The 24,721-nt window shown below is 59.0% G+C and carries 30 protein-coding genes and 2 pseudogenes; 8 read left to right on the top strand and 24 right to left on the bottom strand.

Annotated elements, in window-relative coordinates; genetic code table 11:
- The 22 genes from GKC28_RS20915 to GKC28_RS20810 form a co-directional block, all read right to left on the bottom strand.
- Positions 1-1,389: a conjugal transfer protein TraH gene (locus GKC28_RS20915; RefSeq protein ID WP_174148931.1), complete on the bottom strand. Its 1,389-nt coding sequence runs from the start codon at positions 1,387-1,389 to the stop codon at positions 1-3.
- Positions 1,386-2,669 (bottom strand): DUF1173 family protein, encoded by a 1,284-nt coding sequence (locus GKC28_RS20910; protein ID WP_174148930.1) that lies wholly within the window; start codon positions 2,667-2,669, stop codon positions 1,386-1,388. Before GKC28_RS20910 ends, GKC28_RS20915 begins: the two co-directional genes overlap by 4 nt.
- 13 nt (positions 2,670-2,682) lie before the next feature.
- Positions 2,683-3,507 carry a conjugal transfer protein TraF gene (locus GKC28_RS20905; protein WP_174148929.1) on the bottom strand — a complete coding sequence of 275 codons (825 nt, stop codon included), beginning with the start codon at positions 3,505-3,507 and terminating at the stop codon, positions 2,683-2,685.
- The gene (traF, locus tag GKC28_RS20900; RefSeq protein ID WP_174148928.1) at positions 3,507-3,905 is read right to left on the bottom strand and encodes a conjugal transfer protein TraF; all 399 of its coding nucleotides are present in this window, start codon (positions 3,903-3,905) and stop codon (positions 3,507-3,509) included. The genes GKC28_RS20905 and traF overlap by 1 nt, the downstream gene beginning before the upstream one ends.
- Positions 3,902-5,203, bottom strand: a complete 1,302-nt coding sequence (gene traN / locus GKC28_RS20895) for a conjugal transfer protein TraN (protein ID WP_174148927.1) — start codon at positions 5,201-5,203, stop codon at positions 3,902-3,904. Before traN ends, traF begins: the two co-directional genes overlap by 4 nt.
- Positions 5,200-6,402, bottom strand: a complete 1,203-nt coding sequence (locus GKC28_RS20890) for a hypothetical protein (protein ID WP_174148926.1) — start codon at positions 6,400-6,402, stop codon at positions 5,200-5,202. Before GKC28_RS20890 ends, traN begins: the two co-directional genes overlap by 4 nt.
- Positions 6,403-6,649: 247 nt before the next feature.
- Positions 6,650-7,432, bottom strand: a complete 783-nt coding sequence (gene trbC, locus GKC28_RS20885) for a type-F conjugative transfer system pilin assembly protein TrbC (RefSeq protein WP_174148925.1) — start codon at positions 7,430-7,432, stop codon at positions 6,650-6,652.
- Complete coding sequence (gene traU / locus GKC28_RS20880; protein WP_174148924.1) at positions 7,417-8,406, bottom strand: conjugal transfer pilus assembly protein TraU; 990 nt, start codon at positions 8,404-8,406, stop codon at positions 7,417-7,419. Before traU ends, trbC begins: the two co-directional genes overlap by 16 nt.
- Positions 8,403-9,053: a type-F conjugative transfer system protein TraW gene (gene traW, locus GKC28_RS20875; protein WP_174148923.1), complete on the bottom strand. Its 651-nt coding sequence runs from the start codon at positions 9,051-9,053 to the stop codon at positions 8,403-8,405. The genes traU and traW overlap by 4 nt, the downstream gene beginning before the upstream one ends.
- On the bottom strand, positions 9,050-9,562 hold the full coding sequence (locus GKC28_RS20870) for a S26 family signal peptidase (protein ID WP_174148922.1): 513 nt from the start codon (positions 9,560-9,562) through the stop codon (positions 9,050-9,052). The genes traW and GKC28_RS20870 overlap by 4 nt, the downstream gene beginning before the upstream one ends.
- Positions 9,549-9,911, bottom strand: coding sequence for a TrbI F-type domain-containing protein (locus GKC28_RS20865; RefSeq protein ID WP_174148921.1), 363 nt, complete (start codon positions 9,909-9,911; stop codon positions 9,549-9,551). The genes GKC28_RS20870 and GKC28_RS20865 overlap by 14 nt, the downstream gene beginning before the upstream one ends.
- A complete protein-coding gene (locus GKC28_RS20860) occupies positions 9,908-12,394 on the bottom strand; it encodes a TraC family protein (RefSeq protein ID WP_174148920.1) in 2,487 nt (828 codons plus the stop codon). Before GKC28_RS20860 ends, GKC28_RS20865 begins: the two co-directional genes overlap by 4 nt.
- Positions 12,391-12,615 (bottom strand): hypothetical protein, encoded by a 225-nt coding sequence (locus GKC28_RS20855; RefSeq protein ID WP_174148919.1) that lies wholly within the window; start codon positions 12,613-12,615, stop codon positions 12,391-12,393. Before GKC28_RS20855 ends, GKC28_RS20860 begins: the two co-directional genes overlap by 4 nt.
- Positions 12,615-13,004, bottom strand: a complete 390-nt coding sequence (locus tag GKC28_RS20850) for a TraV family lipoprotein (RefSeq protein ID WP_174148918.1) — start codon at positions 13,002-13,004, stop codon at positions 12,615-12,617. Before GKC28_RS20850 ends, GKC28_RS20855 begins: the two co-directional genes overlap by 1 nt.
- The gene (locus tag GKC28_RS20845) at positions 13,001-14,281 is read right to left on the bottom strand and encodes a TraB/VirB10 family protein (protein ID WP_174148917.1); all 1,281 of its coding nucleotides are present in this window, start codon (positions 14,279-14,281) and stop codon (positions 13,001-13,003) included. Before GKC28_RS20845 ends, GKC28_RS20850 begins: the two co-directional genes overlap by 4 nt.
- A complete protein-coding gene (locus GKC28_RS20840; RefSeq protein WP_174148916.1) occupies positions 14,281-14,994 on the bottom strand; it encodes a type-F conjugative transfer system secretin TraK in 714 nt (237 codons plus the stop codon). The genes GKC28_RS20845 and GKC28_RS20840 overlap by 1 nt, the downstream gene beginning before the upstream one ends.
- An 8-nt stretch (positions 14,995-15,002) precedes the next feature.
- A complete protein-coding gene (locus tag GKC28_RS20835) occupies positions 15,003-15,557 on the bottom strand; it encodes a TraE/TraK family type IV conjugative transfer system protein (protein WP_051371724.1) in 555 nt (184 codons plus the stop codon).
- Positions 15,557-15,844, bottom strand: coding sequence for a type IV conjugative transfer system protein TraL (traL, locus tag GKC28_RS20830; protein ID WP_035919424.1), 288 nt, complete (start codon positions 15,842-15,844; stop codon positions 15,557-15,559). Before traL ends, GKC28_RS20835 begins: the two co-directional genes overlap by 1 nt.
- A gap of 56 nt (positions 15,845-15,900) precedes the next feature.
- Positions 15,901-16,266 (bottom strand): hypothetical protein, encoded by a 366-nt coding sequence (locus GKC28_RS20825; protein WP_174148915.1) that lies wholly within the window; start codon positions 16,264-16,266, stop codon positions 15,901-15,903.
- A gap of 235 nt (positions 16,267-16,501) precedes the next feature.
- Positions 16,502-16,882 carry a hypothetical protein gene (locus GKC28_RS20820; RefSeq protein ID WP_174148914.1) on the bottom strand — a complete coding sequence of 127 codons (381 nt, stop codon included), beginning with the start codon at positions 16,880-16,882 and terminating at the stop codon, positions 16,502-16,504.
- A 793-nt stretch (positions 16,883-17,675) separates the two neighbouring features.
- Entirely contained in the window at positions 17,676-18,569 is an 894-nt protein-coding gene (locus GKC28_RS20815) for a DMT family transporter (RefSeq protein WP_174148913.1), read from the bottom strand.
- 4 nt (positions 18,570-18,573) lie between these two features.
- Positions 18,574-19,194, bottom strand: a complete 621-nt coding sequence (locus tag GKC28_RS20810) for a LysE family translocator (RefSeq protein ID WP_174148912.1) — start codon at positions 19,192-19,194, stop codon at positions 18,574-18,576.
- A gap of 142 nt (positions 19,195-19,336) precedes the next feature.
- Between GKC28_RS20810 and GKC28_RS20805 the strand changes: the two genes are divergently transcribed.
- The 5 genes and pseudogenes from GKC28_RS20805 to GKC28_RS20790 form a co-directional block, all read left to right on the top strand.
- Entirely contained in the window at positions 19,337-19,768 is a 432-nt protein-coding gene (locus tag GKC28_RS20805; RefSeq protein ID WP_254604334.1) for an Lrp/AsnC family transcriptional regulator, read from the top strand.
- Between the two features lie 312 nt (positions 19,769-20,080).
- Complete coding sequence (locus GKC28_RS20800) at positions 20,081-20,377, top strand: transposase (protein WP_174148911.1); 297 nt, start codon at positions 20,081-20,083, stop codon at positions 20,375-20,377.
- A complete protein-coding gene (locus GKC28_RS20795; RefSeq protein WP_174148910.1) occupies positions 20,374-21,081 on the top strand; it encodes an IS3 family transposase in 708 nt (235 codons plus the stop codon). Before GKC28_RS20800 ends, GKC28_RS20795 begins: the two co-directional genes overlap by 4 nt.
- Positions 21,041-21,262: pseudogene (locus GKC28_RS26520) on the top strand (IS30 family transposase); the annotation flags it as partial. The gene GKC28_RS20795 and the pseudogene GKC28_RS26520, both read left to right, overlap by 41 nt.
- Positions 21,262-21,810, top strand: a pseudogene (locus GKC28_RS20790) (transposase); the annotation flags it as partial. The pseudogenes GKC28_RS26520 and GKC28_RS20790, both read left to right, overlap by 1 nt.
- A gap of 111 nt (positions 21,811-21,921) precedes the next feature.
- Here the strand turns inward: GKC28_RS20790 and GKC28_RS20785 are convergent.
- Entirely contained in the window at positions 21,922-22,284 is a 363-nt protein-coding gene (locus GKC28_RS20785) for an STAS/SEC14 domain-containing protein (protein ID WP_174148909.1), read from the bottom strand.
- Positions 22,285-22,491: 207 nt separating this feature from the next.
- Between GKC28_RS20785 and GKC28_RS20780 the strand changes: the two genes are divergently transcribed.
- On the top strand, positions 22,492-22,995 hold the full coding sequence (locus GKC28_RS20780; RefSeq protein ID WP_174148908.1) for a ferritin-like domain-containing protein: 504 nt from the start codon (positions 22,492-22,494) through the stop codon (positions 22,993-22,995).
- Between the two features lie 185 nt (positions 22,996-23,180).
- Here the strand turns inward: GKC28_RS20780 and GKC28_RS20775 are convergent, their stop codons facing one another.
- Complete coding sequence (locus GKC28_RS20775; protein WP_174148907.1) at positions 23,181-23,702, bottom strand: RNA polymerase sigma factor; 522 nt, start codon at positions 23,700-23,702, stop codon at positions 23,181-23,183.
- A 119-nt stretch (positions 23,703-23,821) separates the two neighbouring features.
- On the opposite strand from GKC28_RS20775, the gene GKC28_RS20770 reads away from it, so the two are divergent.
- Both GKC28_RS20770 and GKC28_RS20765 read left to right on the top strand, forming a co-directional pair.
- On the top strand, positions 23,822-24,292 hold the full coding sequence (locus GKC28_RS20770; protein WP_174148906.1) for a hypothetical protein: 471 nt from the start codon (positions 23,822-23,824) through the stop codon (positions 24,290-24,292).
- A 241-nt stretch (positions 24,293-24,533) separates the two neighbouring features.
- Positions 24,534-24,721, top strand: a 188-nt coding sequence (locus GKC28_RS20765) for a transposase (RefSeq protein WP_174148636.1), incomplete at its 3' end; no start/stop codon positions are given.

Here is a 24,721-nt window from a genome sequence, read left to right as displayed (position 1 = left end):
TCACTGCCCCCCGGTCTGATTGATGATGTTGCCGAAAATCGCGTTGGACGATGCTGCTAGTTCCCCCCTGGCGAGGCTCAGGCGCTCCAGGTTGCGCAGAGCTTCCGCGTATTTCCGCTGTGCAGACGCCCGCAGGTCCTGCAGCACGCCTTTGGTCTGGCGTACCGTGTCCTGAAACTCCCGGTTGATGTCACCGGCAATATCGACGTTGGCGGCCGAGTTCAGGATCTCGTTCATGCCCTCGTCAATGTAGGCAATCGCCAGATCGACCGCGACCAGCTCCGCCATCGAGTTGATGTCGTCCTGGACAAACTCGTACTTGTAGCTCTTGGCCGTAACCAGGTGCTTGTAGACCGGAATGGTGGTCAGGTTGATGAGCGCAATGGCCTCTTCCGGCGGGGCGGTATCGTTGCTGATAGCATCCGAAAGTCCCTGGATCGCTTCAGCCGTGACGGAAAACAGCGCATTGCGGGCAGCGATAGTCCTGTTTCTGAAAACCGGGTGCAGGCAGTCATTTGTTTCATCGCACTGAAGGCTTTTGTAGGCGCCGCCCTCAACCAGGGATTTGGCAGCATCCGGCGATAGGGCACGCGGCGGAATGGTGCGGTGCGTCGGGCTTTCGTCATCATCTTCAGGCGATACGGTGATGATCGTGCCCGTGAGAGTCATGAAGAATTCTGCGATGCGCGGATTGGAAGCAAGGAAGTTGTTTTTCTTCACCGCGCGCCACGCATAGTTCACATCAGTTGGCACTTGCTCAGCTAAGGCCCCGCTTGCGCGCCCCAGCGTCGAGTTATGCTGGCCGCCAGTGCCGCAGCCGTGGCGGGAGGCAACGCGGTCTGCAAACCGGCCGGTATAACCGCCAATAGTTTGGCAGACGTGCTGGGATGCCCCGTCCATTTTAGGCCAGAGCGAGGCAGTGAGCAGTTGCCCTGCTTCGCAGGAATTGATGTTTCCCGCGTTCACCTGCTGGATCAAATCCCGCAGTTTGGCGACGATTTCCTGCACCGCAGGCGACAGGCTTTCCAGTGCCAGCTCGAATGCAAAACCGGCGGCGTTCTGCATAATCGCTTCCATGAGCGCGATAAGCTCCTCCTCGGTGATGAAGGAGAAGGCGCCGCCGAAGATGTCGATGCCGCCGCACCCCGCGCGAACGGAGGGCAGTTGAATGGCTGCAAGCTGGCTGTTGCGCGGCCGGGTGCGCAGATAGAGGGATCCAAGCGTGGCATAGCCCGCTTGCTGGCCTTTATAGGCTGTCGGTTTTGTGACGTTCACACCGCCGCCAGTGCGCTCCCAGAAGTTCTTGAGGTCGTTTCCGATGTCTGCACTGACGGGTCCAGCAGCAAGGAGCGCGGCCGCGGTCAAAAGGTTCAGAAGATTGCGTTTCATTGGCCTGCCTCTTCCTGCTGATGGCTGTTGTCTGCCTCTTGTTTTTTGGATCCTGCGGAGGCGGCGCCTTGGTTGTCCGGCCCAAGGCAACCTTGCTGCGGGAGATCCGGCATCGCGTCCTCGTCAAGCCAGAGCCAAGCAGGATAGGTGCCCTCTGCAGCCACTTCGCGCAGGGCAGCGACCGCATTGGTGTCTGCGGCGGGATCAGCAACGAACAGCGAAACCGGGCTTTCCAGGTCGGTCAGCACCGCGCAGGCAATCGGGGTCTCATGGTCGAGGGTGAACCGCTGGGACTTGAGGAAAGCGCGCCTACTCTCTGTCAGTGCCTGGATCAGCTGATAGTCGCGGATGGATTCAAACGGGATCCAGTTTGAAGTGACCAGCATCATGCCGATTTCCCGCAGAACGGGGTAGCCAGCTTTAGCCACACTAAAGGTGGCGATCACCATCACATGCACGTCACCCAAAGCGTCCGCGAGCATGAGCTGATCCGCAAACACCTTCTCAAATTTCCGCACCAGGTCCTCTTCCGCGAAGAAGGCGCAGTCCGGCGCGTGTTTGAACAGGAAGCGCGCACCCATGCGGGTGGCTTCATGGCTTTTGTATTCGGCCACTACGAGGCCCAATGGAGCGGTGCCGCGCGCAGGCGCCTGAAGGCCGCGCAGGAGTTTGGCCCGGCGCGCGGCGTTTTCTTCTTTCCGCTCCGCCTTCCAGTTGTCCGGAACATAGAGAATATCCCGCAAGTCACGAGACTTGGCGGATTTCCCCGAGGCTGCGTTCAAAAGCGCACGCTGTACTGGCCCCCACCAGCGTTTACCCTGCATCGCCGGGGTCCATTTCACCAGGTCGGCCTCATGCCACAGGTATTGCAGCAGGCTCGACAGGCCGAGCTTGCGCGGGCTGGCCTTGGCCTCTGTCGGTTTTTTCCCTGAAGGCGCAGGTGGTGCCGGACGTTTGCTGCCCATGGTCAAAGGGAAATCGACCTTCAGCGTCGTGGTTCCGCTGTCCAGATCTTCCTTGATCGCGCTGCCCTGCACCTGTCCGAGGCCCGAGAGATCTTCCGGCGGCAAGAAAGACTCGCAGCCGGGAGCGTGTTCCGCGCCGGTGCCCGGCATCCGCTTCAGGATGAACCGGCCATTCACGCAGGCCACGTACATTTGCGGAGCCGGTTTCCGGCAGCCGCAGGTGATGCGGCTGTGTTCCTGATGCGCCCGGCCAAGTAGGTTCTGGCCGTCGTCAGTTGCCGGATCCACGGGGATATTGCCAATGAAATACGCCATTCTGCCTGTTCCTTCACTGATACCGTTCGCCCATGGGCACTTCCCGGACCACGTAGATGCGCTCCAGGATCTGATCTTCTGTCAGCAGTCCGCCCCCGATCAGCTGGGTTTCCCCGCTGGCGGCATCGACAATGGCGATGAAGGGGCGCGGCTTGTCCGCGAGCTGAAGGGCCTCAAGCTGGCCCGCGTCCTGAACCGCGTCCGGGAAAAATTCGATGGGGCTGCCATCGGTGGACACAGCCAGAATTTCCACGCCGTAGGCATTGCGGATGCCGTCGAGGATCTGCGCCTGCGCGAGGCACAAGCGGCAGTCCGCGGGGTTATCATAGACAAAGATCAGACCGGCCTCTTGAGCCGCCCGGCGCAGCGCTGCCTGCTCCGCCGCATTGCGCTGGTCCTGATAAATGTTGGTGCCCATCTGGGTCAGCGGGCGGCGGGTATTGGCATCGAGGTGGGGCGAGCCGAACAGCACGCGCTGCCAGACGGCTGCGAAACGCGCCGCCTGCTGCGCCATCTGCTTGTTCACCTCCATATACGCCTGCACATTTTCCGGCGTCGGATCGAGAATGGCGCGGTGCTTCAGCTCGTCGGCGTATTCCCGGAACGCCTCGATCTCCTCGGTGGCCGTCAGCTCTTTGGGTTCTTTCGGCTCCTGTGGTTCTTCCCTGGCTTCCTGTTCCGGCTCCGGTGCCGGTTCCGGTTTGACCGGCTCCGGCTCAGGTTCCGGATCGCAATAGAAATGCCAGCCGTCTACCTCTTCACCATTGCAGACCAGCCCCGCGCTGGCGGGATAGGCTGCAGTGGCTAGAAGTGCGGCAAGGGTCAACGGTTTCAGCATCAGCCTGTCCTCCCGGCTGCGGCGAGAACTGCGGCCCGCACGGACTGCGCGTAGTGGCGCGCATTGCGGTAACCAGTAATCTGGCGTGTGATTTCCCCGGCAGCCTGCGAGTAGATCAGAGTGGTGGGGAACTCGGTGATCTGCGCGGCAACCGGGTGGGTTCTGGCATCGGTCACTTCCGCAAACGGCGGGATCGGCCGCGCGTCATGCGAGGCAACCAGGACCGGAATGCCGGCGGGCTGGGTCATGGCCGCCAGCACCGGCGCAGCAGATTTACAGAAAGAGCACCAGGACGCCCCGATGAAGATCACACCAACGCCGGGATTTTCCTGAGCACCGGCCAAGGCCGGTGCAGTTGCAATGGAAAGGCTGGACAAAAGGAAGGAGCGCCGGTTCATTTGCCCATCTCCTCGAATGCGTCCTGCGCCTGGCTGTCGGCGGACGGGAAGCGGTCTTCATAGAAGTCCTGCAGGTCTTCAGAAACGGGAACCTGGATATCGCTCATGATGTCACCGAAGACAGGCGACAGATCCATTTCCTCGATGTCCACATTCCCGAAATCTTCGATGGTGACATACCCGCAGTTTGCTGAACCCGGCGTGCCCCAGCCCTCGTCAACTTGCTTTTTGAACTCCTCGATGAAGACCCGGCCGAATTTCGAGTTGTAAGTGCAGTAGTGGTAGCGCTTCTTGACGCAGGCCCCCAAAACCTTCTGCTGGCAGGTGACGCCGACAAAGTGGGTCGCGCCCGCTTCCCGCTTGTCCCGCAAGATTGCAGCAGATTCCGGACAGGTGCCGCCAAAGAGACCCCCGGTCCCGCAGCAATTCCGTCCCGGCGCCTTACTGCAGGTCATTGTGGTGCCCTGGAAGAAACGCACATCGTTCGGGTCAGTGGCGGCCTGCTCCCGGTATTCTTCCTGCATCTGCGCCAGCACATTCAGCCAGGCCGCAGATCTGCCAAAGTCATCAGAAGTTTCCTGTTCGACCCCGATGCAGTTGTCACCGACACAGACGTTGATCGGCTCGCAGCTGGTTTCCAGATCCCCGGAAGAGACGCCGCAACGGTAGTGATACTCCCGGTTCGTGCAGACCCCATCGCGTTCCGCAAGACAGGTATTGCCCTGCAGGATACAGGTAGGATCGCTTTCCAGCGGCCCGCAGTTGGTTTCGCCTTCGCCAACGGACAGGCAGCTGTAAACGCGCTTCCGCTTCCACCAGCTCCGGGAAAAGCTCTTGCGGTTGATGTCGCGGACTTCGGCCCCCTCCTCGGTGATGGTTTCAACCAGCTCGCATTCCTCATTGCCTTCAAACCTGCCGCAGCGGTTGATGATTTCCTCCTGCGTCGGCCCGAACTCGGTGTTCACAAGCCGCGCCGGGCTCATGTCGTCGTCTTCATTCAGGCAGGAATAGGTGAGACGCCACTGACGGCATTCCCCGTTGCGGTAATCGACGCAGCGGCGGTCGGTTCTGGTGCAATTAACACTGGCGCGCGTGGCGGTGCATTCATCAAGCGGAGCGCTGTCACGACAGGAGCGTGTTCCTGCTTCACGGGAACAATAACTGGTGAGCCGGATGCCGCCTGTGGACGCCGTGTCTGTTGCCACACAGCTGTATTCGGCTTCTCCGCAGGTAATTTCGGCCGAGGCGGGTGCAGCCCAGATCAGGAGAGCAAAGAGAAGAAGGATCAGGCGGCTCATTCGCAGACCTCCTCTCCGACGTTTCTGAAGCTGTCACAGCAGGCACCATCGAACTTGATGGTAATCTTGGCTCTGCCGCCATTGGACGTCCCTCCGGCGAAGACAACGCGGGCTGTGAAGTCGGTCTTGCGGAACCGCTGGCCCTGATCCGGGCGCGACCGGGGGTAGGTGTTCAGATTGATGAAACGAAGCACATCTTTCGAAACCGTTTCGCTCCGGGTAAGCACCTGCATTTGATGGCAAAGTTCATGCTCCAGCGGCTGGCATTCGAACCACTGCAGGATTTTATCGTTGCCGCGCTCGATGAGCCTGTAGACTTTTGCCCGCCAGGAAGTAGGGCCTTCCGGCATATCCCAGCCGCTTGAGAAAACGCCGGGTCCGGATGCCGGCGGCTGCAAGGCGGTGCTGCTTGCCAGCGGTTTCTTGATAATTGCCGCCAGAGGCTGCACGCCCATGCCTCCAAAGGGCGGTCCCCAAAAGCACCTGTATCGTTGGTTTTGATTGAAATGAGGCGGTCCCAATTTGACCATGGGGACAAGCAAGCCGTCTGTGTCATTGGCCGGGCACGCATTGCCGCGGCCATTCAGGAAATGGCCGGTACGGGTGCGGGAGAACGTGCCAACAACTGTGTTCCCAGCCAAAACCTGCAGAGCGCCCCGGGCCTCAACGTGCTCCATGATAACTTCATCAGGTGCAAACCGGTCTGAGACCTCAATGGAAAACCTATGCTTTTTCAGATGGCTGCTGCCATCGTTCGCGGTTGGCGAAGCGGCCGGGAAGCTGATGGTCGCAGTTTTTCCGCTCCAGGTAACATCACCGCCGGTAATCCGGACTTTTCTGCGAATGCAGGCAGCCTGGTTCGAGTTGACCTTGCACTCATATTCATTGGTCTTTTCGCAGACCTGCACGAAATTCGAGGCCCGCCTGTCGCAGCGGTAAGTGTCAGTACGATCCACCCAGATTTTCCGGATCAGGCGGCAGGTCTTTTCTTCCCGCGCAGGCAGGCTTTCGCAGAACTCGTCGCGCACGTCAGACACCGGAACTTCCGGCGTGGTGCAGCTGCCGGTTTCGCTGCTGAAATACCGCCCGGCAATGTCCTCTGCATTCTCATGCGCCCAATTGGCGTCATCGAACAGTTCCCCCTGCCCGTCGATGTCGATGTCCGGACGGATGAGCGCGCTGTCTTCTGTGGCGCGCAAAACCCGGCCCTGGTCATTGTCCGCATCGCGGGTTTCCAGAATACGGTCCTCGAAAGTGGTGTGCCTCATGCCCGCCTCTGGCGGCCGGGAGGTTTCAAAAGGCGTCACCACCTCGTCGATCGTTTCATCCCGGAAAGTGCTGCCTGTATTCACAGACCCATCGGCAGCAGCCGCCGCGCGATCCATGAAGGATTGCGCGAAAGCGCCGCTGCCAAGCAGGACGGCCATCAGGGCAAGGGAAAGAGATCTATTCAGCATCTGCGGCCTCCCGCTGGGCGAGCAGCCGCCGGGCCTCAGAAGCGCCGGCCTCCCCCTGTTCCGCGATCAGGCGCAGGGCAAATTCGACCGGTACATTGCCGCCCACCCGGTCATGCAGCGGCACAGGGTCCGCTTCACAGCCGGGTGTTTCGCAGACATCGACCGCTTCACTCATGGCAATGACCTGCGGCACCGAAGTGATCCGGAACCGGGTGAACACTGTAGGGTCGATGGAAAAGCCCACGGCATCATCCAGAGAGCCAAACGTCTCCTCCAAGGCTGCTTGAGTTTCATAGACCGAGTTGTTCACGAACCCGCGGAACACGATGGGCAGACCGAATTTCCGGGCTTCAGCCATCATTTGCTGCAGTGACTCCTTGGGCATCGAGAAAGAGGCCAGCAAGAAGATGGTGGCACCGTCGTACCGCACTTCTTCCGCGTCACTGGCAGCTCCCCCGGTGGCATCGGCACCAAGCAAGGCCCTGACACGGGGATCCGACAGTGCGCGGGTGCGCAGCCCGTCGAAATCGACGTCAGAAAAGGCCCCTTCCGCCTCATCAAGCGGCCGCAGGGTCTGCCGCAGCACCTCACCCTGCTGTTTGGCGCTGTCAACGATGGTCGCCAGCGGAGTAGTGATCCGCCCGGTGCTGCCCGGTGCGTATTCGGTCACACCTTCCCCAGCCTCCTGGGCGCCAAGGGACAGGGACGTGACAGCCAATGCGGATCCAGCCGCCAGTCCAACCGACAGGGCAAAAGTCAGAGTGCGCAGCAATTTCTCTTCCTCCAGAACAGCCAGCCGAAGGATTCCCCTTTGAATGGGAACTCTCTCAGCCGGTCCACGTATTGAGCTGAAAAGCCGATGGGGCCGCAGCCGTAGCGGCCCGAGGTTTTCGGGCGCGGGCGCGTCACTTGCATCCGGTACTGGCTTTTCTTGATCACCGGCTGCGATTGGGTCTGGCAAAGCGGTCTTTCCGACGCGGTTTTCCGTGCGATCAGCAGCCTGTGCATCCGGGCCACCATCTTGGTTGCAACCACCTGGCTTGCCATCACCCCGCCAACATGGGCCGCAACATCGCCCTGAATTGGGTAGATCGAGCCGCCGCAGCCGGTGCACCAGAACAGCGCATCCATCGGCAGATTGCCGGAGGATGCCTTAGTGCAATCTGCAGCGCAGGCCGCCTGGGCAATCGGATTGGCAAACAGGATTGCCTCCGGGTTGATCAGGTTGTTCAACTCCGCGTCCTGCCAGAGCGGGTCAATTTCCGAGATATAGGCGACATCGAATTGCGCGCTTTGCTGGCAGAGACCATCGACCACCACACCAAGCCAGGAAATCAGCGGATAGAAGTAATAATGTGCCTGCCAGCGCGACCCGGTGCTGCCGCCGCTTTGCTGGGTGGCTGATGATTTACCGAGCGACAGCAACCCGAAATCCATTTCAAAGCCCATATTCACGAAGCAGCCGGGCTCATTTGCTACATCGACCAGCCGGGCCGGTTCCCAAAGACCAATGGAAAGGCCAAGCCGGGGCGGAACACCCGGGCAGACGCAGAGCGGGAAGGTCTGGTTTCTCGTATCCGGGCGGCTGGCGCCAAAGCTCAGGCTCAGGCCGCCGATGGAAATGGGAAAAATGCAGTCCCAGCAAACTTCCGTGATGGGGTTCAGAAACCGCTTGTTGCAGATTGCTGCCGCTTGGGTTGCTGCAAGGGCGAAGGCAAAGGCGAGGATTAGAGCGCGCAGGTTCATTGCAGCACCTCCCCGCCCTTTCCGAGCGCGATTTCTTCCACCTGCATGACGGGATCCGCGCGCTGCACCACGGCAGGCACATTGCGAATGCCGAAACGCTTCACCAGAACAGCATCCTGGTCGAAATAGAACCGGCGGCCATGCTCGCGCATGAGCCCCAACGGATCACCGTTCACCAGAACCAGAAGCGTGTCCAACTCGCCGCCATCTGCCAGCGCGAAAGCCACCTGGTCGGGATCGTCGCCGTCAAGCAGGACGATGCGCTTTTCAAAGCGGGAATAGGCCAACGGATTAACGACTGTGCCAGCGCGGGCGAAGACCCGGCCCTGATGGTCTGCCAGATCCTCTTTCAGGGTGATCGACATATCGACCTCCCAAACCGCGTATTCCTCCGCTTTGCCGATACCCTGAACCGGACGCGGCCGGTTCACATAGGCCCGCGTGGTGTCCTGCATGTCCTGACGCATCTGATCCAGTTCGCCAGCCGCTTCCATTTCCAGAAGCCGGGTCTTGATCGTGTCCAGCAGCGAGGGTTCAGCCACCTCGAACAATGGGCCGTGGGTGCCGAGATCCTTGGCCGCTCCCTGCCCTGCGGCGGCAGCGAGAACCAGAACGGCAGCTTGAAGACGGCGGCGGTGATGTGTCATTTCCAGCGCTCCGCAAGGTCTGTCCAATGGGGGAAAGGGATTTCAAATCCGGCGGCGACGACTTCCGCCACCGGCCGCGGGCCGATCACTGAATACCGGCTGTCCAGGCTGTCCGGGCTGTCTCCAAACACGGCAATCATGCCGTCCGGCACCACATCGCCCTGCCAGAGCGGTGCAACAAGCGCGCCTTTCTTCAGCTGCCCCTCGACACAGGTTCCATTGATGCAGATGCTATTGCCCGAGCGGCGGACCGGATCGCCGGCTACTCCGGCAATCCGCTTGGTCAGGTAAAGTTCATGCCCGCCGAATTTTCCCTCCAGAACCTCCGGCATTTCAACCGCGACGATGGCACCTGGCCGCAGGATCAGCGGCCAGGTCACCATTGCATAGGCATTGCCTTTCAGGCTGCCGGTTGCATTCACAACCAGCCGCCCGCAGGCAAGCCCGTAGTAACCGGCAACGGTCACTGCCAGGACAGGCAGGATTATAACCAGCTTAGAACGCTGCATCACTCAGCACCTTTTCCATGATGATGCCGGTGACATCTGAGGCCTGAAGGCCCGCAGCCGATAGGACAGCGCCTTTACGGACGACAATTTGGCCGGTCTGGCCGGACAGACGGTCAATTTCCAACTGAACAGCCTGCTGGAACGCTGGGAGTGTGTCCCCGAATTGTTCATCCGGCACCCGGCCATTAGACCAGACCACAAACATGGTCAGGCTCTTTTCCGGGTCGAAAACCGCAACCGCCGGAGGCTCATCACGCAAGAGATCGAACAACAGCAGGAAGGCAAACACTGCGACCTGGGCCATCGCCACAAGGAAAAGCGCAATGAGAGTAATCTTACGCCAGCTCATGCCACTTCCCCCCGCTCAACAAGGGTTTTGATGGCCTCCACTGTGCTCATGCCTTGGGCCTTGTAGTGGTTCATCCGCTCAACCGTGGAGCCTTTCGATGAAAACACTGCCAGCGAGAACGGATCGAGCAGCAAACGCCCGTAGGCAAAGCCCTCAGGCATCTGAATTGCGAGTTCGGAAAACCGGCCCGGAACTGATGTCAGCGACTTCAGGAGCATTTTCACCGGCGGGTCGATGCTCTGCAGCGCGTCGATACTCTCCGGTTTCTGGGCCAGAAAGATCCGGAAGTCCGAGTTTTCCAGGCAGACGCTGGCGGCCGGGTTGGCCTTATAGTCCTGCATCGACTGCGTGCCCGTGATCAGCGCCCCGGTGTATTTCCGCGCCCGGCGCACGACACCCTCGATAAAGGCCGCTGTGCCGGTTCCTTTCAACAGATCCCAAGCCTCATCAATCACGATGGCTGTAGGCGTGGAGCGGGAGGTCTTGAACATCAGTTCGGTGCCAAGGAACATGACGATCTGCAGGATAGTCGCCTCAAGACCGGCCTGCCCCTTGATGTCACTCAGCTCCACCACCGTGAACGGGGCATCCAGTGCAATATTGGCCTCGCCTTCAAAGTAATGGCCGTAGGCCCCGCCGCGGGAATACCGATTGAGTTTGCGAACCACATCCGGCAGCCGCGGCTCACCAGCCGCGGCATCCTGCAGCCGGTCGCGCACATCGGAGATTTCACCGTCCCGGCCCTTTTCGTCCCAGACCTGGGCAATGGCCGTGCGGATATAGTCCTCTTCAACCCCTTCAACCCGGCCGCCAGTGTGGCCGCCGAGATCAGCCATCGAGGCAACAACGCGGGTAACCAGCTCGATCGCATCAGTCTTGTATTCGTCCTGCCCCATGGCACCCGCATCGAGCAGAGAAAACGGGTTGAGGCGGTTGCGGGTCTGGCCGTCAAAAGCAATGTGCTTGCCGCCCAGGATTTCCGCCGTGGTTTTGAACGAATAGCCGTCGTCGATCACCAGAACGTTGCCGCCGGAGGTGTAGATCCCCACCGCCAGCTCCTGCATGAACACTGATTTACCGGCACCGGACTTGCCTACCACGGCGGTGTTGTAGTTGCCCGACGAACGGAAATTGTCCCACTGGAACACCTGCCCCTGACGGCCCGCCAGCAGCATTCCGGTTCCCCGGGCATTGCCCATCCACTCCCCATGCACTGGCAGGAAGGCCATTGCCGCTGTCGATTTCATAAGCCGCATACGCATCTGCCGGCCGAAGTCGGACATCATCCGGCCCGAGCAGCCAAACGGCAGGCTGGCAAGGAACAAGGGAAGCTGCAGGAAAGTGTCTTTGGAGAGTTTGATCCGCTGGCGCCGGTAGATGGATTCCACCTCGCCTGCCGCCATCTGCGCCTCTGTTGCACCGCCCCTGGCGTAGGAAACGATAGTATAAAGTGTTTCAAAGAGGCGTTCGCCCGCTTGGATTTCAGCCGCCAGCCCGTCCAGCTCCGCCTTTTTCTCCGCGAAATTCGGGACAAACTTACCAAAGGAACTGTTGGCAGCGTGTTCCGCCATGCCCCGTTTCTTCAGAATGAAAGCACCGGCTTTCTGCCCTGGCATAGCCTTCAGCGTGAAGGATGTCAGAACCGGGCCGAGCGGCCGGTCCATCAGCCGGGCGGGATCGCCGTTGAGTGCCATGCCAAGGCCAAAGACCCATTCCCCCGGGTAGGCATTCACCGAAGAGACAGTAGCCGCCAGCTCTGGGCTTCCAGAGAATTGAAGGGCCTGGCTGCCAACCCGCAGGGACGCGCCGGGCAGCTGATAGTTGAGCGGCATGTTGTCGTCATAGGCTTCCTGGTCCCAGTCTTCACCGCTCCCTTCCGGGCGGGCAGCGTGGAACAGCTCCCTCAAAAGGGCGAGGAAGCGCGGCGGCTCTACATCCATCGACCAGCTGGCCGTGGCGAACACGTTCCTGAGGGCCGAGCGCATGGACTTGAGGCGCTTCTCGTCCTCAATCCCAAGCTCTTCCCCTTCCTGCCAGACCGCGACGAAGATGTGCCTGTCGAAGGGGATGGCACGGGCACCATCCTCATCAATGCCGAACCGCATATTCTGAAGGTGGGACACCCGCTGACGGACCATTTCGTCAATCAGAGCCGAACGGCCAAGCCGCGCCGATTTCCACCGCCCGGCAACCGGTTCGATGGCCGGAGAGGTCCAATTCAGCACCTGAAATGTGGCGCCGGACGGCAGGTTGGCGGCAATGACACCGCCAATATTCTCCGCCAAATCGTTTTGACCGATCGACGCCCCCACTTCCATGAGGAAGCCGCTGCCGTGGGTAAAGTGGTAGAGCTTGTGTTCCGGATCATAGACCCGCCACGGCAGAATGTCGGAGAGCACATCACCCTCCATCAGGTCAGGCTCTTCCTCTGTCCACGGGACATCCCCGAACAGACCGTCCATTATGTCACGAACAATTTTCATTTCCTGCCCCTCTGACGGCGTTTTTGGCCCAATAGGGTATTGCGTGGAAAAGAGCGGCTTACGGCCTCAACTGCTTGCCAAGCCTTGTCACGGAAGTGGCGAACTTCCTCTACAGGGAGCCACACCGTCACTTCGACAAAACCAGCATTGCGGCGCTCTTGCCTGATCGAAACCATGCGGGCTGCTTTGTCGCTCAGGCTTGTTGAGTTGGTTTTGCTCATTACTGCCGCCACTGCCCTTCCTGGATCACGAAATGCACAAAGCGCGCCTCATGCATGATCCCGCCTTCATCAAGGATCGGCGCAATCCAGAGCGTTCCGACGACTTCCGGAGAGCGGTAGGCCGCAGCGTTGTAGGGAAAACCGCCGTCTGGCAGACCGGTGAAGGCCCCTTTGCCGGAGAACAGCGGATTTTGTGCCAGGCTCTTCACCGCAGTATCTTCGGGACGTTCCTGAACAGAGGTCACGGCGGCGGTTCCAGTGCCGTCCACCGCACCGATAGTTGTACAGGGCGACCCTTGCTGCGCTTCACACAGAAAGTCTTTTTCCGTGTTCGGATTGGCACAACCAGCGGCCAGCGCGATCAAAATCAGGCTTGCGAGTTTCTTCATTGGCCCAGCTCCACCCCTTCGAGAAACACGAGCTCGACCTTGGTTCCGCCATAGAGGGAGACCACCGGCTGATACTGTTCGGCCCGTTTGATGTAGTAATCTGCCAGCGTACTGGCCGCTTCTTCCGCTCCGCCGGCCAGTGTGCCTGCGCCTGCACTCTGCAGGATCTGGCTGACCGAGGCGTTTTCCTGGCTAAGAGACGCGGTAGCCCCGGCGCTCAGCCCTTTGCCCAGGCCGCCCAAAGCCCCTGCAATGGCCGCATTCCGGACGTTGGCGCCTTCGCGGCTGACGACGTGCCCGCGCACGCCTTCCTTGCCGGACCCGGCCATGTAGCCCGCAACTTTGGTTTCAAGAACTTCCCCCTGCCGGTTTACGCAGGTCATGGAAATCAGGCGTACCTTGACCCGTTCCGACGACAGATCACCGGTTGCAGACCCCTGCACTGTGCAGCCCTTCAGGTTCACCCGCGCGGGCTGACGGTTTCCAAGCGCTGCGGTCACTGCAGAGCCGGTAATCCGGAACAGAACCGGAATAGGATTGTCCCTGTTAGAGACGTTGGTGGCCGCATCGGCGCCCGAAAGGACAACTGCTGGTGCGTAGCTGCCTGCAGGGAGGTAGCTGCCCAGGCGGCGGATCTCGCGTTCTTCCGTTTGCGGCTGCTCGATGGCGGCGAGTGTGAAACTCTGCCCGAAGTTGCTGCGTACCGAGGCCCCTTCCCCATCACCGGCTGTTTGCCCCGTCCGGCGAGGTGTGGTGCGCGTAGGGGTGCGGCGCTCAATGAAGTCACTTCCCGGCCCGATTTCCGCAGGTTCCCGGGTCAACTGCTCTTTGCCGGGCAATTGCGCCGCGGCATTGAACGATTGCTCCGGCCCGCTTGAAGCAGGGCGGTTTTTGGCTTCAGCCAGTTGTGTTTCCAGCGTCGAGATTTTCTCGATCAGCTGCAGGATCGGTTCGTCATACTCCTGACGGATTGCCTCAGCCTGTTGTTCGGCTTCGCGGCGGGACTGCTCGACCAGCTTACGCTGCTCTTCCAGTTCCTTTTGCAACTGCTCCATTTGGATCCGCCCGGAGGTGATCCAGGACATTTCCGGTGAGGCCGCAGCCGTGCGGTCCGAAATGATCGTTTCGTCAACTGTGGGATTGGAGCGTTTTGGCAGACCCGCGCCCCCTGCTCCGCCGTTCATCATCGACCCAAGGACAATAAAGCCACCAACCACGACGGTGCCAACAACACCAATGGCAATGATCTGGTTCTTTTTGCGGTCTTTCTGCGCCATCACTTCGCCCTCACAACAACAACCCAGGACCGTTCACCGGCAGCGAGGCTCTTTTTCTGAACCCAAACCGACAGCACGCCGGACCGGTAAAACTCCTGCTCCCGAACCTGCCGAGGCGACTTGCCAGCCGCAGCCACACGAACCTCGCCAACCAGCTCACCGGTGCGGTGCGAGGTGATCAGCGCACCATGGCGAGCGCTGCCCGGGCGCGGGCTGCGGATCTTCGATCTGATGGTGTCGCGGGTCGCGGCTGTCAGCTGAGCTGCAAGGCCGTCGCCGCCGCCAAGTGAGGTGTCGGCGAAGCCGCCGCTGCCCGCAGCAGCCTCTGGTTCCGGGTTCTTGCTTCTGACGGTGATCAGCGCGGTTTGCGTGCTCGCGCGGATCGGCAGGATTTCATAGGCGACTGTCAGACCCCTTTCCGTGACCAGATAGCCGCCTTCCTTTTCCGGCATTCCCTCCGGGCCTGCGTATTTGAGGAACAGATCCCCGGTCTTTTCGTCATTGCGGACCTGATAGACCGAAGCCTCATTGTCGTTGACAATCGACGTTATCCGGTCGCCCACGACACTGACGCGGGTAATGCCGGTTACAGATGCCTTGAAGCGGACAAGGCCATCCTCTGAGACGGTAAAACGCTGATCTGCCGCATTCACCGGGCAAGCCGCCGCCAGCCCGGCCGCGAAAACCGCCGCCAGTTTCAAAGTCTTCATCATGGTCAGCTTCACTCCTCCGCTGAGATTTTCCCGATAGCGGCGAGCCGGACTGAACCGGCTTGCGGCTTGAACCGGATCAAAATCCGGCGGTCTTCGCGGGTGACTTGAGTTGTTTCCAGGTAGGTGGCGAGGTCGCCTTCAACCACCACTTCATAGGTGGCAAAGTTGTGCTCGATCTTCCGGGGAAAGAAGACGGTCGAGATCTTGCGTTCGGTGATGTCCTTGGCAATCCGGTCGTAAGTATCCAGGATGCCGGCCCGCTCAGCCGGGCCGCTCAGCCGTTCCAGGACGCCGCGCCCGTAATGAAGGGTCCGGGGCGAGCTATTGTACATCGCATAGACCGCATCCAGCGCAAGCGCCTCAACATAGCCTTTATCCACTGTTCCGCGCGCCACCATCCCGTCGCTGACGGTGGTAGGCACAAGAACCACCTGATTGGACTGCGAATAGAGCTTGGCCGACAGCATCACGACGGCACCAACCAGTCCAGCCGATACAACACCCAGAGTTAGCACCGCTTTCCGGGAGCGGTTCAGGGCTTTGTTCATGTTCTGAAAGTTCATCACGCCCTCCAGGCGCTGACAGCGCTATCCGGGAAGGACCGATAGATGGTGATCTCTTTCGGAGTGATCCAATAGAGAAGAGCCAGGAGCCCGTGCAATCCACGCTCGCCCTTCACACGTTTCCAGATGAAATAAAACGCAAGCCCGGCTGCGAAGCCAAAAAACGCCTGACGGCCCAGGAGGCCCAGTACAATGGGAAACATTCCGGCCACCGCTTCATCGGCAGGCAGGAAAAAGAACTGCGGCGGGTCTTGCAGCCTCTGTTCCACTTTAACGACCTTGTCCATGCCTCTTCCTTTCAGGAATTGCTTCCCGCACCAGAAGGCACGGGAAGCAGTCCAGATCACTGAGTGACGGTTTCCGAAACGGGGGCCTCCACGGCCGACAGCTCCAGAAGATCGGTGCTTGCAGTAACACCGCCGAGGCTGGTGGCGGTTTGGACGCCGTAGCCCAGGAAAACCGCAACACCGATGGCAATGAAAACATGGCCCCAGCGGCCGGTAACTGCCAGAGTTGCGCCACCGATGATCACAGACAGGATCAAGATGACGTAACCACCTGCACCATCGAGAATGGTGTTCAGGTCCTGGCCGAGCGCATAGAAACCGGCTTCAACACCGGTGTCCGAACCGGCCGCCATCGCGCTGGTTCCAGCCACAGCCACTACCGCAGCCATCGCGGCAGTCTTCAGGGTCTTCGAAATGTGCATATCCCTCGTTCCTTTCGTTGTTTCAGATGCACAGAAATAACCCGCGGGTCCGACACCGCGGGATCTCGTCCATTGCGGACGAAATTCAGAATGTTCGTGAGATTTGGAAAATTCGGCGCATGCCTGGGCCACAAACATGCGCCGCGCAAACTCTGCCGACGGGGAGGTTACGGCATTCAGTTCGCGCGTGTTTTCAGTATGCCTTGCTGGTGCTTGCGAACACGCAGCACTCTGTTCAGCTTTCCGGCTGGGTACAGTCTCTCCCGACAGTACCAACTTCAGCTGTGCCGTCAGGTCCAACCACCCATGTTGTAATGGTTTGATCCTTTGGGTTGAACACCAGCATCGAACCATCGCCGAATTCAAGGTGGTGCTTTTTGAGAATACCCGGCCAAAGATTGATCTGGCGTTTCTCAATGAAGCCGCTTGGTCCGGGATTTGTCGGGACCAGCACGTGTTCCTGGCCGTCAACAATGTATGTGCAGTTGTAGGCCGGAGCACCGCTTTTCACCCCTAGTTTTACTAGGTCGTACCGAACTTGAAAGTCCTTCCCCGCCTTCTTCCAGCTCATAACGCCAGCAATCGTGACCAAGGATTGGTATCTCTCTATCGGCATGTGTCGTCCCCTGTTGGCGACGACTTCCTAGCAAGATGATTGTTTAACGAGAAGCCATGGCATCCCGTAATCGGTGTTTGCCACGAATATCAAATTCGTGTCAACATCAGTTTTCAACGCACCGTTGTTTTTTGCTTCCGAAAGCTTCCGCGTTGATTGCTGCAGACAGAACAGCATTCGGAACTCGCGTCCAAGCTATGCTCCTGAGCGAAGGATTCCGTACTTGTAGAATTTGATGTGTGCTCTCCTCGGCTATCCGAAAACTGAGGATCTTCCGGAGGGCATCGCACCAGGAGGCGCGAACAGAGAAGCGAGTGGTGCAGCAAAGTAAGGCTTGCGCGAAGTGCAGGGCTATAGGTGTAGCGACCTGCAAACATAAACACCTCGACCTGCAATCATCGCGATTTTCGACTCGAATTATCTGACGCTATCGGGGGCCTCAAACCCGGATTATCTGCGAACGAACCCACATTGTTTGCAACCAGCCTGCAATCATCCGGCCCGGCTCACATTGGATGCGAATAAGAATACCTATCGTTTTCAAAGCTTTGATGCAGTCTGGAAACTCATGGCGCAAAATCTGGACTGAACATAGAATATCAGACGCAATTTCAGGACAAGAATTATCATGATCTCTGGACGCTGGCTCGGCGGCGTCTTGGTGTCTAGGAAACCCCCGTTTCCTGAACGGCCCAAGGTCGGCTTACCCCAGTCCAGCCCTTGGCGGTCTGTGCGGCTAAAGCTGACTAGAGCCCGTGCTTACCGATGCTGCAGGATGAACCAAAGTCCGCTTCTAAGTAGCTGAGCCGTGCGATGCGCGGTACCGCTCGTCCTGATTGCGCATGATCAGTGCCGCCACGAGAACAAATCCCGCCAGGGCAGACAGCCAGCTAAACCGATCACCGAAGAAAACCGCTCCGAGTATCGCGGCCATAAACAGTGCGATGAAATTTGCCAGCGAAACGAGCGTCGGGCCATGATCCCGTGTCAGCTTCAAATAGACGAGCAACGCAAGCCCCTCGCAGGCGCTGATTGTCCCGATGGCTGCCATGTTTGACGGGGCCATGTGCCATTCAATGATGCTGCCGGAAACCAGCCCCCCTGCGAGTGCGGCCACCGAAAGGATAAGCGCTTGCGCATTGGCCACATGCAATGCATCGACCCCGTCGGGCCAGCGCGCGGCGACAAAAACCGTATTCGCCGCGTAGAGGGCAGGAACCGCCAATGCGACCAGTATCCACGTCCAGGTAACATTGCCAGCCGGGAGCTCCGCAGTGTCCCAAAGGATCAGAACTGCTGCACCAAATCCCAGAAGAACCGAGCAGACCCGCCTTGTGTTCAGATCTTCCACACCAAGATAGGTCGCGAGGAGGGTGGTTAGGATGGGCATCGTGGAGATGATCACGGCAAAGGCGAACAAGGGCAGCCGGGGAGTGACCATGATCTCCAGGATGAAGGGCAAGACAAAACCGAAGAGGCCGCTGAGACAATAAAACGCGATGGCAGGGCGGTCGATTGGTGGCCAGTTACGGCGCATGGCCGACGTTGCGGAATAGAGGACCGCTATGCCCAGAACCGACATCGGGACAACCACATGGGGCGGAATGCCCGACTGCCCCGCTGATTTCATGGCGGCAAGGCGCAGACTCCACAACACCCCCAGCAGGAGCAAAAGGCCGTATTTCATGGCTCTACCTCAACTCGGCGAGAAGCTTGGCCGCAAAACCCAACAGAACGACGCCCGAGATCTGCCGGAACCTGTCGTATCTCGTCTGGGTCATGAACCGGGTGCGTAGAACATGGGCCAACGCGGAATAGGTGCTGAGAGACAGGATGGACAGGCCGCAATAGGTCAGGATCAAGATACCGGCCTGCGGCGCTAGACCGCGCTCCGCGTCGAGGATTTGCGGGAACAGCGCCATATAGAAGAGCAGCGCCTTGGGGTTGGACGCGGCAAGCAGGAATGCCTCGGAGAACAGCGCCTTGGCGCGCACAGGCGCCTCTGCCCTTGCCGTCAGGGACAACCTTTCTTTTCTGAAGATCAGCTTGAGGCCAAGCCAGGCCAGATAGGCCACCCCCAGCCAGCGAAAGAGCGACCACCAGAAGCCCGGCGCCATCACAAAGGACCCGATGCCAGCTGCGCAAATGGCCCCGCCAAGGGCAAGACCAAGGGCGTTGCCAAAAATTGTCGGCAGGACCCGTTTGCCGCCCAACTGCACGGCCCGGCGCAGCGTGTTCAGATTTGCCGGTCCCGGTGTCACGATATTTACGGCCGATACGGTCGCGAACGATAGCCAAAGTGCCCAGGTCATGAAGCCTCCTGCCGATAAAGTCAGATCGCAGGAAATTTACCAATCAACAGGTCGCCCGTACTTTCAGAAAGGGAACTTACTGGCTGAAAATGTCGTGCTTTGTGAGGCTGAATGCGCTACTCGCCTTTCTATGAAAAACCCATTGGATGACCTCGACCGCAGCATTCTGACCGCCCTGTCGCGGGACGCACGCGTCAGTTGGAAAGACCTCGCCGCCGAGGCGGGGGTCTCGGCCCCAACCATTCGTGATCGCGTGAAACGGCTTCAGGACATAGGCGTCATTCAGGGGTTCGCGGTAGAGTTTTCACCAAGCGCTCTGGGGTTTTCCCTCGAAGCCGTTGTGCGGTTTCGACCGCTTCCGGGCAAGCGTCATGTGTTGGAGGCACAAATTCGGGAGACCCACAGGATTGTCCAATGCGACAAGGTTACGGGCGAGGATGGTTTCGTGGCTCGTCTCTTGTTGAAGGACATCGGCGAACTGGACCCGCTGCTGGAAACATTCAGCCGGATGGCAACGACAAATACATCTATCGTGAAATCCAGCCCGGTGAGAATGCGGCCACCTCCATTTTAAAGCCATTGCAGGCGCAGGCGCAGGCGCAGCGAATGCTCACATTGTCCGCCCTTTTCCAGTTCATACGATGCGCAGGGCCAGTCGATTCACCCCAGACCGGCCCTTAGAGCGGATCGCGGCTAAGGTTACCGGAGAGCCCAACTCGGTCATAGCGATTTCGTGCTGCGCGCGCTCGCAGCACCAGATATGCTGCAGCTGCTGAAAAAATGGCGCTGCCGTGCAGCGCGGAGATCGGCCATTCATCGACTGTGAACTTCGTCCCTGTTCCCGGACACCAGGGTAATTTACCCCTGTCCAGGAAAGGAGCATGGAATGGGACAAACGAGACGGACGTTCACAGATGAATTCAAAGCCGCAGCTGTTGGTCGGCTTTATAAGCCTGGTGCCACACAAGGTGGTGTTGCCAAGGAGCTTGGAGTGACGAGCTCACAATTGAAGACGTGGCGCTTGGAGATCGAAGCGGCAGGATCAATGGCGGCACTGCGCAGGCAGCAGGCGGATGCGGCGGAACTGGATCGTCTTCGGAAGGAAAACAAACGTTTGAAGCTGGAAAATGAAATCCTTGAGAAAGCTTCCGCTTTTTTCGCCTCAAGGGCAGCGAAGACATGACTGCGAAACATGCATTTGTCGCTGCCCATAAGGCTCTTTATCCCATTTCCCTGCTCTGTCGCATTCTGGGGATCGGCCGCAGTTGGTTTTATGGTTTTACTCAGTCGCAACCAACCCGAGATCAGCGGCAAAAGCGGCGTGCCGACCGGGACGCCGAGTTGCTGCCAAAGATAAAAGCGGCGTTTTCTCAAAGCAAAAAACGGTATGGGTCAAAGCGGGTCCACCAGGATCTGAAGGCCGATGGCGAGGCAGTCTCGGAGCGTCGCGTCGCCAGAATAATGAAAGAAAACAGTATCTCACCGCGTCTGCGCAAGCGCCGGAAGCCGCGCACCACAGACAGCAATCACTCTTTGAAACCATCGCCAAATTTGTTGGAGCAACAGTTCGATTGTTCCGTTCCAAACCGGGTTTGGCTGGCCGACATTACCTACGTCGATACGGACGAAGGATGGCTCTACGTCGCCGCCATCAAAGACATGGCCACGCGTGAAATCGTCGGCTGGGCAATGGACGATCATCTGCGTTCAAAACTCTGCTGTGATGCCTTGAACATGGCCCTGGGGCGGCGTGGTCCGGTGCCTGGGCTCATTCACCATTCGGATCGCGGCGTGCAAGGCGGATTCAACCGGTCGTCGCAACACCCCGTTCGTGGAGGTGTAGATGATGACTGGAAGACGGAAATCCGAGCGCTCGACGCGGCGTAAATTGTCCTCGCCAGGACGGCCACCAGTCTGGCAGCGTGAGAATTTATGCCGCTTCTGGCAGGGTGTCGCAGCAGGTCTCTCCAGCGAAGAGGCGGCTGTAGCAGCAGGTGTTTCTGCTCCCGTGGGAAGCCGGTGGTTTCGGAGTTCTGGCGGAATGCCTCCCACACATCTGGCCCCTTCAAGGCCTCAGTCGCACGCGTGCTGAACACGACCTGGCAGCGTTGTCGGGTGCATTTCCAGAGGAACGCTCTTGCGCATGCGGGCAAGAGCAGCCGGCGCGTCGTCTCCGCCTTTATCGCCACCGCCTTCGCACAGCCGGACCATGCGGCGGCGAAAACCCAATGGCGCAACGTCGCCGATCAGATGCGGGGCAAGCTGCCAAGGCTCTCCGGGCTGATGGACGATGCCGAGGAGGACGTGCTCGCCTACATGACCTTTCCCCATCAGCATCGGACGAAATTGCATTCGACGAATCCGATTGAACGTTTGAACGGCGAGATCAAGCGCAGGACAGACGTCGTCGGGATCTTTCCCAATGAGCCTGCCATACGCCGGCTCGTCGGCGCCATCTTCATGGAGCAGACCGAGGAATGGACCGTGCAGCGTGCGCGATACATGACGCTGGAAACCTTGGCGCCGGTCTGCGTTCGTCAGGGAATTGATCCACTGGATCAATTCCTGATCTTTCTCACTCCCGTCATCAGCCTGCCTGCAACTCAGACAGAATGATCAGCTCGGCCCGTCAAAAGCACCCGGCCAGCCATGAGCTACACCACGCTATGGGGCATGATCTCAGCTTTCGCTATTGACGGACTGTTCACCTACTGTTTGGGAAGTGTTTCAGGCGGCTATAGCCCACTTTCCAGCGCGGTCGAGTTGATCGAAGGTAAAGAATTCGACGTTAGCACCAGTAATCACGGACGAGGCCAAGGCATTCAACTCGTCAATGGTACCCTTGCCGACCACGGCAATCCGTTGAAAGTCGTCATAATGTGCAGCATCGAGTTCCAGGCCTTTCCACACTGCTGCCAACCTCCATTCTTGCAGACTATCTAGGATGATGACTGCGTTAAGCTTTTCGTTGCTGCTGCTAACCGCCTGTTGAACCCTTAGAATTGCTTTGCCGTAGTCAGCGGTGGTTTGCGTTCCTGATACGCGAACCGTCAAGAAAGGCTTTTCGGCTAAGTGTCCAATCTCGATCATCTGGACCTCCCTTTTGTTTCCAGGTTGGGGCTGAACCAAGTCTGGCTTCAGGTCTGCTTGGTAACCAACGCCAGGGCGCTGCGCATGTTGCGTATGGCGAACCTGCCAAGCATGCACCTGCGCGTTAACGCCCGGATCAAAGTGAGCAGCTACACCGGAACCTTTGCAACAGGTTATGCGCCGTAAGCGTTTACGTACTGAAGCGGCATGGAGAAGATTGAAATGAACCCGAATAGTTTTCACGAGCTCTACTTGGCCGAGTTAGAGGAACTGCACTCAGCCGAAGCGCAAATGGCCAGCATCCTGGGCAATTTCGCTGAGAGTGCCGCAGACGCCAGGCTGGGGGCAATGATCCGGGATCAGAAGGATGTGACAACCCAGCACAGGGACCTCCTGGACGATCTTTTGAAACCGAACTCGTCGTATATGGAAGGGCATTCCGACTTTTCGATGAAGGCGATGATCGCTGAAGCAGGCAAATGGGTTGATATGATTGAGGACAAAAAGCTCAAAGATGTCGGCATTATCGCCTCTTTGCAGCGCATGGCACACTATGAAATGGCGGTGGCCGGTTTACTTGCTGGTTGGGCAATTTGCTTGGGCCACGATGATGATGCCGCCGTATTGTCCAGTATTCTCCATGACAAGTTGGAAGCAAGCGCTCACCTGAGCAGGATAGCCGGAGACACAGTGGTCCCCGCTGCAGCCTGAACAGCCAGCCAGAGGGATGTTTCGGCGCGTAACAATCGTCCGGGGCATCGGCTATCAGGGCAGTCGGATCATTCAGCATTTGTTGGAGGCAGGCGCTGGGAGTGTTTCCGCCGCCATACGGCGGCCAGGCTGGGTTGGGGGTCAATGCCGCTACCCGCAAAGCCTTAATAAGTTTGAGCTGCTGCTCAGCCGGTCAGAGCGGAGCGTGCGCGCGACAATCGGCTCCGCACTGTCCCTTCGGCGATGCCCAACCGGTATGCAATGTCCCTTTGGCTTAGCCGCGAAAAGGCGTTCAGGAACAATACCTCCCGTTCGCAAAACCGCAACCTTTTGAGCGACCGGAGCAAATCGACCAGAGCCATCCAGTCATCCTGAGGTGCGCGCCGCCTCGTTTCCGCCTGACATTCCTTGAGGGCCACATGGGGTCCCCGGCGGGTGCATTGCCGGCGCCAGTCCAAGTGCAGGTTGCGCAAGATCGTAAACAGCCAGCGGCGCTGGTGGGTTGCGGGGCGGAATTGATGCCGTTTGCGAATAGCGCGCAACATACAGTCCTGGACCAGATCGTCTGCCTGCCATGTGTCCTTGACCAGCGATAGCGCATAGCGCTTCAGATGCGGCATTTCCCGCACAAGCGCGTCATTAAACTCTTCACGGCTTTCACGATCGGCACTGGAGAGTGCTTTCTCATATTTTTCAGAACAGGCCATGGCCTGACTTTACGCGCTATCCGGCAGTCTGTCTCGGAGAGTTGCCACCTAACACATTGATTTGATGAAACTAACTTTCACCATCTTACTAAAACCACTGCAAATCGCACAATACAATAATGGCATTATTTGCCATGCCTCCAAGCTTGCATGCAGGGAGCAGAACAGGTCCAGCCAGCGTTTATGCACTGTCCCACACCACGCAAGGAGCTGGACAGATGCCCAATCGAACGGCGAAAAACCTCATCGACACCCCTTGCCACGTTCTGCGCGCTGACTGGTCTGCCGCAGCCATCATGCGGCAGCTTTACGCAGAAGACTATGGCGATGAAAGTCTGATCGTCCTTGTAGACAACGCAGATGTCGTCGGAAAGATTTCCGTCGGCAGGCTGAAAGCCTATATCGTGGAGTTCCCGGATCTTTCAGGCGAATTGGCAGGAAACCTTGCGGATACCTCCTATGCAATTTGCAGGACAACTGACCGTGAAGCCGAATTGAATGCGCTGTCAGCAGCTTGCAATCCGGACGTGATCCTCGTGAGCGATGCGGGCGGCCGGATCTGCGGCGCCATCCGGGAGCTGCCGCGCTAACCGCCTCCAGTCACGCTGCTGGCAAGTTCGGGCGGCATCCGGCAGAGAATTTGCGGAAAAGCTCAAAGGCACAGCAGTCCGCCCGAAACAGCGCTGTGTTGCGTATTCCGCCGGAGGTTCCGATCCGGTTGCCCGGCGCGGGAACGAACGGCTCCTCATAGCGTTGATAGCGAAAGCAAACCGTAAGGCTCCGGCGGCGGCCGCCTGATCCCGGGATCGATCCGATGGTAAGTCCGGCCTTATGTCCGACTTCAATAACCGCCCTCAAATCGAAGTTCTTTCCGCTGCCGATGGTGATCGCCGCCGGTATTGGTCAGATGATGATAAACTGCGCATCGTGGAGGAGAGCTTTATCGGCCACCGACAAGCGGCTGCCACAGCGCGGCGGCATGGCATTTGCCGGTCGCTGCTGACCACCTGGCGGCGGCA

Origin of the sequence: Leisingera sp. ANG59 (genome assembly GCF_013317235.1) — a bacterium.
In the GTDB taxonomy this organism is placed as follows: Bacteria; Pseudomonadota; Alphaproteobacteria; order Rhodobacterales; family Rhodobacteraceae; genus Leisingera.
Note: the sequence above shows the minus strand (reverse complement) of the source record. Positions and strands in the feature narration are given on the sequence as shown.